Annotated in this window: 6 protein-coding genes, 1 tRNA gene and 2 rRNA genes; 8 read left to right on the forward strand and 1 reads right to left on the reverse strand. The window is 66.2% G+C overall.

Annotated elements, in window-relative coordinates; all coding sequences use genetic code 11:
- Positions 1–68 precede the first annotated feature (68 nt).
- The 4 genes from VM889_05125 (at position 69) to VM889_05140 (ending at position 5,445) form a co-directional block, all read left to right on the forward strand.
- Complete coding sequence (locus VM889_05125) at positions 69–509, forward strand: hypothetical protein (protein ID HVL47919.1); 441 nt, start codon at positions 69–71, stop codon at positions 507–509.
- Positions 510–569: 60 nt separating this feature from the next.
- The gene (locus VM889_05130; protein HVL47920.1) at positions 570–2,828 is read left to right on the forward strand and encodes a DNA polymerase domain-containing protein; all 2,259 of its coding nucleotides are present in this window, start codon (positions 570–572) and stop codon (positions 2,826–2,828) included.
- Between the two features lie 724 nt (positions 2,829–3,552).
- Positions 3,553–5,268, forward strand: a complete 1,716-nt coding sequence (locus VM889_05135; GenBank protein ID HVL47921.1) for a carboxypeptidase-like regulatory domain-containing protein — start codon at positions 3,553–3,555, stop codon at positions 5,266–5,268.
- A gap of 54 nt (positions 5,269–5,322) precedes the next feature.
- Positions 5,323–5,445: a hypothetical protein gene (locus tag VM889_05140; GenBank protein HVL47922.1), complete on the forward strand. Its 123-nt coding sequence runs from the start codon at positions 5,323–5,325 to the stop codon at positions 5,443–5,445.
- Positions 5,446–5,584: 139 nt separating this feature from the next.
- On the opposite strand, the gene VM889_05145 is transcribed toward VM889_05140, so the two are convergent.
- Positions 5,585–5,989, reverse strand: coding sequence for a hypothetical protein (locus VM889_05145; protein HVL47923.1), 405 nt, complete (start codon positions 5,987–5,989; stop codon positions 5,585–5,587).
- 162 nt (positions 5,990–6,151) lie between these two features.
- On the opposite strand from VM889_05145, the gene VM889_05150 reads away from it, so the two are divergent.
- The 4 genes from VM889_05150 to VM889_05165 form a co-directional block, all read left to right on the forward strand.
- Entirely contained in the window at positions 6,152–7,750 is a 1,599-nt protein-coding gene (locus tag VM889_05150) for a MarR family transcriptional regulator (protein HVL47924.1), read from the forward strand.
- A gap of 651 nt (positions 7,751–8,401) precedes the next feature.
- A 16S ribosomal RNA gene (locus VM889_05155) occupies positions 8,402–9,868 on the forward strand.
- Positions 9,869–10,015: 147 nt separating this feature from the next.
- Positions 10,016–10,088, forward strand: a tRNA-Ala gene (locus tag VM889_05160).
- A 224-nt stretch (positions 10,089–10,312) separates the two neighbouring features.
- Positions 10,313–12,917, forward strand: a 23S ribosomal RNA gene (locus VM889_05165); the annotation flags it as partial.

Raw genomic sequence — 12,917 nt, forward strand, 5'->3', positions numbered from 1 at the left:
ACCGGGCGGCGGACGCTTCGCCCTTCGTTCGAGAACCGTTTTCAAACCCCCTCCCCCGTCGTCGCCCGATGAAGGACCGTCTCCTCGCCTCCATCCCCGACGACTGGAAGGGTCCAGAGCGCCCCCTCTCGAGCCCGGCGCTCACGCTCGGCGCCGTCGCCGCCGCGCTCGGGGGCGCCGCGCTCCTCGCGCTCGCGTACGCCGCGGGGCTCGCCGTGCTCCTCACCATGGCCCTCGCGGGCGGGGCCGCCGTCGCGGGCTACCTCGCGCTCACGGGACGCCCCTCGCTCCTCCTCGTTTCCGCCGCGACCGCGTTCCTCGGCGTCGGCGTCCTCGCCCTGCGCGGCCTCGACCTCGCGCGGCTCGGCCTGCACGACCTCGCGGCGGTGCTGCTCGCGATCGGCGGCCTCGTCGCGGCCGTCGCGGGCCTCGAACCCTGGCGCCGCGAGGCCGCGCCCGCCGAATCCGAGGAAAAGGCCCGCGAAGAACCCCCGGAAATCCCGGCCTGAACGCCTCGTCGCACCGCCCCCGCCCATAAGCCCAAGTAGCGGCCTTGCAGTCCAGCGCCCGTGCAGGTGCCCCTCGCGGCCTTCCGGACCGTCAGCCAGGAGGCCCAGTTCGTCGACCTCTGGACGAACGGGAAGCGCGTCCGGGTGCCCGCCCCCTTCCTTCCCTACGCCTACCGCAAGGAGCGCCTCGCGGGCGGCTACGCGAAGGAGGAGCGCGTCACGGTGCGGCCCCTCTCGACGCTTGCGCCTGAAACGTGGTACCGCTACCACTTCCAGAACGTGCGCGGCGTCTCCGACCAATCCCGCGGCGCCCCCGCGCTTGCGACCGCGGACGACCACGTCGCGTACATCGAGCGCATCCTCATCGACGCGCCGACGTGGTACCGCCAGTTCGCGAACACCGCGCCGCTCAAGCTCCTCGTCATCGACATCGAGCAGCTCACCGACGGGCAGGGTTTCCCGACCGCGAAGAGCCCGCTCATCAGCATCGGATGGGCCGAGAGCACGGAGGGCGCGCCCCCCGGCGAGCCGGAGTGCGTCCTCGGCGACGGGAAGACCGACCGCGACATCCTGCTCGCCTTCGCGAAGAAGGTGCGGGCCTACGACCCCGACGTCATCGTCGGCTACAATGTCACAGGCTACGACCTCCCGATGATCGTGGCGCGCATGCGCGAGAACGGCCTCGACACGGGCCTCCTCTCGCGCTCGGGCGCCGCGAGCTACGAGGACGACGAGAACGAGGTCCGCATTGACGGCCGCCTCGTGTACGACGTCTTCGAGTCCGTGAAGCTCGACCAGACGCTCTTCGGCATCAAGGACCGCCGGCTCAAGACCGTCGCCGCGTGGCTCGGCTACCCGGTCGTGAAGGAGGACACGAGCGACACGCGGTCGCTCGTGGGCACGGATCGTCTCGCGGCATACAACAAGAGCGACGTCGCGCTCACGCGGTCCATCGCGAACATCTACTGGAAGAACTTCGTCGCGCTCGCGGAGTTCTACGGCGCGCCGCTCAACGTCGTGCTCCGCGCGACGCCGGCCTTCCACGTCACGGTTCTCCAGGGCCGCGTCTTCCGCCAGGCGGACCCGCCCATCGTGTCCGACGGCAAGAACAGCGAGCGGTACCGCGGCCTCTACTTCGGGCCGTCCGCGACGGAGGACGGCGACGAGGCGGGCGACGCGGGCGGGCTGCGCGAGGCGTTCGTCGGCGGCATCGTGGAGATCTACCAGCGCGGCCTCTTCACGCCCGTCTACAAGTGCGACTTCTCGTCGATGTACCCGAGCATCATGGTGTCGCTCGGCACCGGCGCGGACAACACGCGCATCATCGGCAGCGAGCCGCTCGCGCCTTTCACGGTGAAGTCGGACGGCGAGCGCCGCATCTACTCGATCCCGGACGACGGCCGCAGGATCAACCATCTCGTCGAGATCACCGGCGTCTCGCCCATGGCGAAGGAGCTCGCGAGCCTCCTCGCGCTGCGCCTCGACCTCAAGAAGCGCGCGAAGGCGACCGCGGATCCCGTCGAGAAGGAGCGGCTGAACGCGCAGCAGAACGTCATCAAGGTCGTCCTCAACAGCATCTACGGCGTGATGGCCTCGTCGTTCGCGCGCTACGGAAGCCTTCCCGTCGCGATCGCGATCGTCGGCGTCGCGCGCCGCCTCATCCGCATGGTCGAGGACGAGCTCGGCGATGCCAAGATCGAGACCGACACGGACGGCGTGTACACGGCGGCGAAGCCCGACATCGAGCGCCTGAACGCGGTCGTCGCGGACTTCGTCTCGCGCGAGCTCGGCGGCGAGAACTACACCCGCATCGAGGCCGAATCGTTCGAGGCCGGCTACTTCCACCAGCGCAAATCGTACCTCCTCCTCCACAAGGACGGTCGCGTCGAGAAGCACGGCATCGCGTTCAAGGGCTCCTCCCTCTGCGGCGTCTTCGACAAGACGCTCGACCGCGTCTCCAAGGCCCTGCTCACGGGCGGCGACGCGCGCGCCGTCGGCCGCGAGGCCTTCGACATGGCGAAGTACGACCCCGCGGACTTCGTGATGCGCGTGCGCCTCGGCAAGGATCTCGCGGACTACGCGGCCGCGAACGCGGTCGGCGCCCAGGTCGCGCGCAAGGTCCACGAGCGCACGGGCCGCATGCCGAAGAAGGGCGAGCAGCTCGAATACGTGAAGACGAGCCGCGGGTACGACGTCGTCTCGCCCGAAAGCCTCGCCGACCTCGACCTCGATTACTACAAGGGCCTCGTCGAGACCGTGCTCGAGCGGCTCGACATCGATTGGCGGCCGACGCGGCAGAGGAGCCTCATGGAGTTCTAGCGCAGGGCTGCGCCCTGCGCCGGTGGAGGCCTCGCTTCGCTCGGCCTCGGGCGGTCTTCGACCGCCCTCTTGGGGGCGCTGGCGCGCCCATCCCCGCTTTCCTGGTAGAACGGAGGGGTAGGCGCTCGCTCCGCTCGCGCTGTCCCCGCTCTCTGCGCGAGGGGCAACCGCGTCCGGTCCCGGTCCCGGTCCCGGTCCCGGTCCCGGACCCCGTCCCGACGCCCGGACCCGGGCCCGAATCCCGGTCCCGACGCCCGGACCCGGTCCCGACGCCCGGACCCGGGCCCGAATCCCGGTCCCGGTCCCGGACCCGGTCCCGACGCCCGGACCCGGGCCCGAATCCCGGTCCCGGTCCCGGACCCGGTCCCGAATCCCGGACCCGGCACCCGACGCCCGGACCCGACGCCCGGCGCCCGGTCCCGAATCCCGGTCCCGGCCCCGGACCCGGTCCCGGTCCCGGTCCCGGACCCGGCACCCGATGCCCGGACCCGACGCCCGGCGCCCGGTCCCGAATCCCGGTCCCGGACCCGGTCCGCCGCCCGGCGGTCGGCGCCCGGTCCCGACGCCCGGCACCGGCCCTCGGACGCGGGTCCCCCCAGGCGCGGCCCGGCGTCGGGGGCCCGTCCCGGCCGCCTGCGGCGGAAAGCCCGGAACCGTTGGGAGCCGCCCCAACGGGGTCCGGCATTATATAAAGTCAGGCCGCCACTCCAACGTCGTGACCCGCATGAGCCTCGGTTCGACTTCGACGGGCGCGGTTCTCGTCATCTTGGTGGCGGGACTCGTGGCCTTCGCCCCGCAAACGGCCTTCGCACAATCGACGACGATCCTCGAAGGGACGGTGACGGACGCGGAGACGGGGAAGCCCCTCGCCGCGTACATCCGCGTCTCGAGCTGGCAGGGCGAGACCGCCGACAACCGCCATTATGACGAAACCAAGACGGACGAGAACGGGGTGTTCCGGATCGAGGTTCCGGGAGACCGGGGCCATCTGCAGGTGGTCGCGGCCGACCAGGCCCACCACACGTACGATCTGAAGTGGTCGGCAAGCGACGCCGCCGCGCCTCTTGCGATCGCGCTGAAGCCGTTCCCGCCGAAGGACGCGGTCGTCTCGGGCGTCGTCGTGGACGCCGTGACGGGCAAGCCGATCGCCGGCGCGCACGTCTCGATCTCGCCCGACTGGTCGACGAAGCGCGGCGAGCCCGCGACGCCGCCCGAAGCGGCGCTCGTGGACCCCGCGGCGGGATCCGAGAAGCCCGCGTCGGAGCCGATCCGATGCTGCGCCGAATATCCCTCGGACCACGCGTCCATGACGACGGGCGAGGACGGGCGCTACCGCTTCGCGGTGTATGCGGGCGCCCACCAGATCGCCGTCTCCGCCTCGAACTACGCCTACCTCCACGAGAAGGTGACGCTCGCCGAGGGCGACGAGAAGGCGCTCGACCTCGCCCTCGAGCCGGTGCCGAAGGAGACGGTCGTGGTCCGCGGCGTCGTGCGCGACGCGTCGACCGGGCTCCCGATCGAGAACGCGCACGTGTCGATCCAGAACCTTGAATGGAGCCGCTGGAACGGCACGCAGACCGACCGCCTCGGGCGCTTCGAGATCCGCACGCTGCCCGGCTTCACCCAGATCTCGGTCCACAGCTGGGGCGTCGGGCGGGTCACCCTCGAAGCGACCGACGCGACGGCTTCGGACGACATCGCGGTCGGCGAGGGCGAGGTCGCGGCGACCCGCGTCGCGGCGCCCGGCATCATGCCCGCGCCCTCGGGCGGACCCGCGTACTACACGTGGATCCTCTCGCTGCGCCTCGAGTCGGGCGAGCGCGAGATCACGATCGACCTCAAGCCGAAGCCCGCCCCCAGCATCCCGCTCGTGGGCTACATCGTGGACGGCGCCACGAAGAAGGCGATCCCGCACGCCTGGATCAACATCCAGAACGAGGACACGGGCGAATGGGGCCATGCGCAGGCCGACAAGGACGGGAGCTACAAGATCCTCGTGCGCCCCGGCTACCACATCGTGAACGCGCACGCGGACGGTTACTTCCAGAAGACCGTCATCCGCGAGATCGAGAAGGGCGAGGGCGCGGTGCGCTTCGACGTCGTGCTCGAGCCGGGCACGCCGAAGTACGCGCCGTACCCGTACTACGCGGTCTCGGATGCGAGCGTCGGCCACGAGACCCGCGAGAAGTCCACCGCGGGCGGCGTCTCGGACGCGCCCTCGGCGCCCTCGAACGACCTCGCGCGCGCCTCGGGGGACGGGGCGACCCGCCAGGGAGCGGCCTCCTACCAGGGCGGCGCCGGCAACCTCGGCCCGTACGATCCGGACGCGGCGCCCGGCAAGCTCCCGGGGAAGCCCCTCCCGACCCCCGGGCTCGCGGGCGTCGCCGCCGTCGCGGTCCTCGCGATCGCGGCCCTCGCGCTCCACCGGAAGCACCGGTAAGGGCGCGCGCGGAAGGCGACACCTTCATGGCGTCGCCTTCCGCTTCTCCTTTTCATGGGATGCAACTGCCAAGCCTCTTACAGCGTGAGCGGCGACGCTGTCGAGCGGTGGATGACGATCTACGAGAATGGACGGCTCGCGAGCGAGAGCCTCGTGAGGATTCCCCTTGCGGCGTGATTGACCCAATCTTGGACGACAAACGGGAAAGCGTCGCGCGCGCATGACCGATCGCAACGAACCTCGTCGGGGCCTGGACGCGGCGCGATCATGGACGGCCGCTTTTTCCAGGTCCCGGTTTTCCGCCCGAGCGCGAGCCTCACGGGAGCGTCGGCGGGTCGTCGAGCGACCCGAGCGCCCCGGGATCGAGGGGAAGCGACGGCGTGCTGGCCTGGGGCAGGATGGCGGCGCCCTGGAGGCACCAGTACGGCGTGACCTGCACCATGAGGGCGCCCGTGGCCGGATGCGTCCATCGGAAGCCGAACGAGCCGTGCGCGTACACGACGAACTCCCGGCCGGAGGCCGTCTGATCGTGCACGACGTTCGCGCAGGGCTCGCGGACGCGCGTCTGGTTCCCGTCCTCGCCCGTCTCCTCGGAACGGTCCCCGTCGTTGGGAGGGGGCGACACGGAGAGGCGCGTCGCCTCGTCGCCGGCTGCGGACGCCGGAGCGGCCGCGAGCAGGAGCGCGACGAGGGCGGCGGGCAGGGCGGAGCGGGCGTTCAAGACGTGGCCTCCGCCTCGACACCAGCCTTGCGGCGTCTTAAATCCTCCTGCCGCTTCTCGCGCCGCGATTTTCCCCGGTCGGAGCGGGGCTCGCGGGGTCCCGGTGACGGATTCTTCATTGGACGCGAAACTTTATCGCCCGACCGGCGGAATCGAGCGCGCATGCGGAGCCCAGGGAGGCCCCTCGTCATCCTGCTCCTCGTCCTCGCCCTCCCGGCGGCCTCCGCCGCGGCGGGCGAAGGCTCCTTCACGTTCGAAGGCGCGGCCGGCCTCGTGGGGGCCGTCACCGCGGACGTCGAGACCGGCGCCTTCGCGGTGCGCGCCCTCGACGCGCCCGCTCCGGGCGCCTCCATCTATCTAGAAGCCCGCGCGATCGAGCTCGTCCACGTGACGCGGACCCAGACCTCGGTGGGTTCCGTGCAGCACAGCGGCGACTTCGCGCGCGAGGCGCGCCACTACGCGCATGAGCGCGTGGCGGTCGAGGGCCTCGCCTCCGGCGGCGTCGCGGCCGTCGTTGGCACGTACGGCGAAGGTTCCCGCTTCGCCTCCCGCGACGCGACGCTTCTCGGCGTCGCGCGCGCGTACGTCGCGCGCGCGGGCGACGCGCCGTGGCAGGGGACGCCCGACGGCGACCCCGCGACCTTCGCGCTCGTCGTCGACGACGCGATCGCGATCGCGGGCGCCGCGACGCGCGTGAACCTCACGGGCGAGATCACGCTCTTCCTCGAAGGCGGGCGCGTGACCGCGGGCGGCGACACGTTCGAGACCGGCCGCACGACGCGCGTCGTCGCGCCCGGCGTCACCGAGACGAAGCTCTCGCACGTCGTGATCAAGGCGCGCGGCGCGACGCTCGCCCTTGCCTCGGACGACGCATCCGTGACGTGGCTTGCGCCCGCGCCCGTCCTCTCGGTCGACGGTGCCCTCGTGGGGACCGACGCCGTCGGTCGCCTCGACGTCGAGCGAACCCGCTACGAGAGCGACGGCGGAGCGCTCGTGATCGAGGGCGCGCTGGCGCTCGCGCCCCGTCGCATCGCGTCGTCCTCCCCCACGCTCGACCCGTACGCGGACGTCGTGGACCAGCGGCTCGGATCGTCCGTCTCGGGCGAGATCACCGCGGTGAGCCTCGCGGGCCGCGCCGTCGTCGCCCCCGCCGAGGTCGCGGCGGCCGTCGGCGGACTCGCGCTTTTTGCAGCCGCCGCCTGGTTCTGGCCGACGGTGAAGTACGGCGCCACGGTGGCCCTCGTCCCGCTCTATTCCCGGCTCGCGGAGCCGAAGATCCTCGACAACGACGTGCGGGCGGCGATCTTCCGCATCGTGCAGACGAATCCGGGCATCAGCGCGCGCGCCGTGCATCGCGCGAGCCGGCAGAGCTGGGGCACGGTCGTCTATCACCTCAGGCTCCTCGAGCGGCACCACCGCATCACGAGCCGCCGGGTGGGTCGGTCGCGCCACTTCTACGAGAACCACGGCAAGTATCGCGGCGTCGAGATGGAGATCGTGGTCCTCAAGGGTCCGAAGGCCGAGCTCCTCGCGCGCGCCGTGACGGCCGCGCCCGGCGTCACGCAGGACGTCCTCACGGCGCAGATGGGGCTGCCGCAGAGCACGGTGAGCTACCATCTCCAGAAGCTCATCCGCGCGCGCCTCGTCGAGGAGCGTCGCGACGGCAAGTTCGTCCATTACCACGCGACGGCCTCGCTCACCGCCCTTCTCGCCCGCCTGGATGCGTCCTCGACGGCGCCGCCGGCGGCCACGGCGGCCTGAGCCGCTCCAGGGGAGCATCCAGCCAAGCAAACCATTATATCGGGGGGCTGCATTCAGCCCCTTCCCCCCAGCCGCGAGGCGAGGGGGCGCCGCTGATCCGTGGCCTGCGGGCGACGGGGAGGTGCGCATCCGTGATTCCTGGCGCCCGGGTCCCAGAAAAGTATAAATGGGATGCGTGCGTACAGGGGTTGCTCCTGGGCTTCGGTCCGGGCGCTTCTGACCCATGCCCGCGAGGGCGTGGCGAGGCACGCAATCACTGACCCAGAGTCCGCGCCGCAAGGCGTGAAACGCTTGGGTTGATGAGCGTTCGACGGTCGTCCAACGACCTGACAAACGCTCTTATAGGAAAAGCGCGATAAGGCGCTGCTTCCCATGCGGGAAGCGGGGCGGTTCCGACCGCCCGCAACCGCGCATCGTACCCGGCTGAGCGGCCCTCGAGGCTGCGTTGAAGGACCGGGATCCAAGGCGCGGGACATCCGCAAATTCGTGAGGATCGGAGAAACCCGATTCCCGCCAGGCGCATGAAGCCGGCGAGGAAACGTGACCTCTTCGATCTGAGGTTCGAGCCAAAAGAGCAGTGCATAATGTGGTGAGAAGTACCGCATCCAACGCCTCGTGCGAGTGGATGGTGATACTTGCTTCATCCTGCCAATTCTGGTTGATCCTGCCAGAGACCACCGCTATTGGTGTTCGCTTAAGCCATGCGAGTCGAGAGGGTTCGGCCCTCGGCGGACCGCTCAGTAACACGTGGAGAACCTGCCCTAAGGTGGGGGATAATCTCGGGAAACTGAGGATAATACCCCATAGTCCTGGGATGCTGGAACGCTTCCAGGGCGAAAGCCCCGGCGCCTTAGGATGGCTCTACGGCGTATCAGGTTGTAGTGAGGGTAACGGCCTCACTAGCCTTCGACGCGTACGGGCGTTGAGAGACGTCGCCCGGAGATGAACTCTGAGACACGAGTTCAGGCCCTACGGGGCGCAGCAGGCGCGAAAACTTCGCAATGTGAGAAATCACGACGGGGGAACACCAAGTGCCGGCACAACGTGTCGGCTGTTTTCGTGTCTAAAAAACACGGAGAGTAAGGGCTGGGTAAGACGGGTGCCAGCCGCCGCGGTAATACCTGCAGCCCAAGTGGTGGCCGTTATTATTGGGCCTAAAACGTTCGTAGCCTGTCCGGTAAATGCCTGTGTAAATCGAACGGCTTAACCGTTCGAAGTGCGGGTAGACTGCCGGACTCGGGACCGGGAGAGCTCGAAAGTACTCCGGGGGTAGAGGTGAAATTCTGTAATCCTCGGGGGACTACCGGTGGCGAAGGCGTTCGAGTAGAACGGCTCCGACGGTGAGGAACGAAGCCCTGGGGCGCAAACCGGATTAGATACCCGGGTAGTCCAGGGTGTAAACGCTGCGAGCTTGGTGTCGGGAGTCCTACGCGGGCACCCGGTGCCGGAGAGAAGTTGTTAAGCTCGCTGCCTGGGGAGTACGGCCGCAAGGTTGAAACTTAAAGGAATTGGCGGGGGAGCACCGCAACGGGAGGAGCGTGCGGTTTAATTGGATTCAACGCCGGAAAGCTCACCGGGATCGACCATTTGATGTGGGCCAGGTTGAAGGCCTTGCCTGAATTATGGAGAGGTGGTGCATGGCCGCCGTCAGTTCGTACCGTAAGGCGTTCTGTTAAGTCAGATAACGAACGAGACCCTTATCCTCAATTGCCACTGTCAACTCCGGTTGGCAAGCACATTGGGGAGACCGCTGGCGCTAAGTCAGAGGAAGGATAGGGCAACGGTAGGTCAGTATGCCCCGAATGTCCCGGGCTACACGCGCGCTACAAAGGACAGGACAATGGGTATCGACGCCGAGAGGCGAAGGCAATCCCGAAACCTGTTCGTAGTTCGGATTGAGGGCTGAAACTCGCCCTCATGAAGCTGGATTCCGTAGTAATCGCGTCTCAAAATGGCGCGGTGAATATGCCCCTGCTCCTTGCACACACCGCCCGTCAAACCATCTGAGTAGGGTCCAAGTGAGGGTGTCTCATCTGGGACATTCGAACTTGGGCTCTGCAAGGAGGGTTAAGTCGTAACAAGGTATCCGTAGGGGAACCTGCGGATGGATCACCTCCTAAGAAAAACAAACCTTGCGTCTGCTGGTCACGCTGGTCGTGACCGGAGACGTTGACAGGGTGAAGCAAGCACCAAAGTCCGCTCGCACGGACACACCTGCCCTTTCTGGCTCGAACCGCTTCCGAGCGCTACGCCCCCAGTCATCCTGGGCACGTAGATCAGCTGGTAGATCGCTACCCTTGCAAGGTAGAGGCCTCGGGTTCAAATCCCGACGTGTCCACTCGCAAGGCGGTCGCGCCGGCCCTCGGAAGTTTCAAATAAGGAGGCTGCCATCCCGGCGGCCTCCAAGTCACATTCCAAAGGAATTCACCTTGGAAAGCGGCAAACGAGCTGAAGCTCGAATGTCGCTCACCGGCCTAGGACGTGAGACGCGCGCCTCCGGCGCGCGCGGTCCGATGATGGTCGAACGCAAACGCAACCTGGAAGTTAGTTGAGCCAACACGCTAGGCGGCTGTTACGCGCCGTATGGAGGATGGCTCGGCTCGAGCGCCGAAGAAGGTCGTGCCAAGCTGCGAAATGCCCCGGGTAGACGCATGGAGTCTCTGATCCGGGGATCGCCGAATTGGACATCCAGACACCTTCGGGTGTCATACCCTTCGGGTACGGTAACCTGCCGGATTGAAGCATCTTAGTAGGCAGAGGAAAAGAAATCAATGAGATGCCGTTAGTAAAGGCGATCGAAAGCGGCATAGGGCAATCCGAATCCGTGGTCGAGAGGCCATGGAAATGTGGATTTGTGGACCCGGGTACGTCCGACCCGCTAACTTGAAGTCTGCTGGAACGCAGCGCCACAGAGGGTGATAGCCCCGTAGAGGTACACGAAAGGACGATTCCGGAGTTCCTGAGTAGCATGCGTTGGAAATCGCGTGTGAATTCGGGGGCACCAACCTCGAACCCTAAACACGTCTCGAGACCGATAGTGCAGTAGTAACGTGAGTGAACGCTGCAAAGCACCCTTGACGGGAAGTGAAAAGACCCTGAAACCATACGGCTACAGCTTGGGAATGGCATGAAAGCGACGAAGCGGGAGAGATCCCGTGGAGCAGTGTCTTCCCGTACGTTCTGAAAAACGGGCCAGGGAGTTCCATCCAGTGGCGAGGTTAAGGCGTGAAACGCCGGAGCCGAAGCGAAAGCGACAAGCCCGCAGTATCCACGAGGGGCGAGGTGCGCTCGCCTGGAGTCACTGGAGCGAGACCCGAAGCCAGACGATCTATGCCTGGGCAGGATGAAGCCCTACGAAAGTGGGGTGGAGGTCCGACCCCTTGGTGATGTGCAAATCCTTGGGTTGACCTGGGTATAGGGGTGAAAGTCCAATCGAGTCTGGGGATAGCTGGTTCCTCCCGAGACTGCTCGCAGGCAGACCTCCGGGGAGATCGGTGGTGCGGTAGAGCACTGATTACCCATTTAGGGCGGGAAACCGCTCGGTGGGTTGTCAAACTCCAAACGTGCCACCATCGTAGATCCGGGGCAGTGAGGGCTACTGGGGTAATCTCGTAGTCCACAAGGGGAATAACCCAGCGTGGAGTTAAGGGCCCCAAGTGCCGGCTAAGTGTTAAAAATCGAACGGTGTCCATGGTCTTAGACAACTAGACGGTGTGCTTAGAAGCAGCAATCCGTTAAAGAGTTCGTAACAGATCACTGGTCGAGATCATGGGCCCGGAAAATGGACGGGGCTAAGCCGGCCCCCGATACTCCACCACTCCTTAGGGAGTTGGGTAGGGAGGTGCCGTGCGTGCGTCGAAGCAGGGCTTTAAGGTCCTGTGGAGCGCGTTCGGATAAGAATCCTGGTGTAAGTAACAGCATAGAGCCGTGAGAATCGGCTCCGCCGAAAGGGCCAGGTTTCCTCGACGATGTTCGTCAGTCGAGGGTTAGTCGGTCCTAAGGCCGTCCTTAACCGGCACGGTCGAAAGGGAAGCAGGTTAATATTCCTGCACCATAGCGTGTTTTGCCTGCAGATTGACGCATCGGGCTAGCTGGACCACGGCTGTCGCCGTGGCGAATCGCCGAAACCTCGGGAGATACGTAATGTAGAGAACGGGGTGAATGCGCGCAAGGCCCGCCTTCGGGCGGGTTCTGGTGATGCCTGGTGCCCGTGAAAATTTCTGCAGGGTCGCACGCTGTGTCCGTACCAAGATCTGACACAGGTGCCCCTGGCTGAGAAGGCCAAGGCGTGTCGGGATTAACGTTTGTGAGGGAACTCGGCAAATTAGCCCCGTAACTTCGGGATAAGGGGTGCCAGCCACGAAAGTGACTGGTCGCAGTGACAAGGGCGCTCCGACTGTTTAACCAAAACATAGGTGACCGCAAGCCGGAAACGGTGTGTATGGTCGCTGAATCCTGCCCAGTGGCGGTATCTGAAAACCGGGTACAACCGGACGAAGGACCGCTAAACGGCGGGGGTAACTATGACCCTCTTAAGGTAGCGTAATACCTTGCCGCTTAATTGGCGGCTTGCATCAATGGTCCAACGAGGGCGCTACTGTCCCCACAAACAACCCGGTGAAAACAACAGTACTAGCGCACAGTCTAGTACGCTCCTAAGGGAAGCGAAGACCCCGTTGAGCTTTACTGCAGCCTGCGGTTGCAGTATGGATTTGCATGCGTAGGGTAGGCGGGACCGCCGAACCCGGAATTCCGGTTCCGGGGAATGGGACGATGAAACACCGCCCTTGTGAATCCGTACCGCTTACTGCTTCGGCAGGACACCCGTAGGTGGGCAGTTTGGGTGGGGCGCCACGCGCTCGAAAAGATATCAAGCGCGCCCAATGGCAACCTCAGGCCGGTCAGGAATCGGCCGTAGAGTGCAAAGGCAAAAGGTTGCTTTACACGGATCCGCCCAACAAGGATCCGTGTTGTGAAAGCAGGGCTTAGCGAACCTCTGTACCTCCCTGGTGGGGGTCAGAGATAACAGAAAAGTTACCACGGGGATAACTGAGTCGTCTCCAGCAAGAGCCCATATCGACCTGGAGGCTTGCTACTTCGATGTCGGTTCTCCCTATCCTGGTGGTGCAGCAGCTGCCAAGGGTGGGGTTGTTCGCCCATTAAAAGG

It is taken from the genome of Candidatus Thermoplasmatota archaeon (assembly GCA_035540375.1).
Classification (GTDB): domain Archaea; phylum Thermoplasmatota; class SW-10-69-26; order JACQPN01; family JAJPHT01; genus DATLGO01.

What these genes read in the sequence shown, in the direction of transcription:
- VM889_05140 (HVL47922.1), top strand. Translation starts at nt 5,323, where the DNA reads ATGGGATGCAACTGCCAAGCCTCTTACAGCGTGAGCGGCGACGCTGTC.
- VM889_05135 (HVL47921.1), top strand. Translation starts at nt 3,553, where the DNA reads ATGAGCCTCGGTTCGACTTCGACGGGCGCGGTTCTCGTCATCTTGGTG.
- VM889_05125 (HVL47919.1), top strand. Translation starts at nt 69, where the DNA reads ATGAAGGACCGTCTCCTCGCCTCCATCCCCGACGACTGGAAGGGTCCA.
- VM889_05150 (HVL47924.1), top strand. Translation starts at nt 6,152, where the DNA reads ATGCGGAGCCCAGGGAGGCCCCTCGTCATCCTGCTCCTCGTCCTCGCC.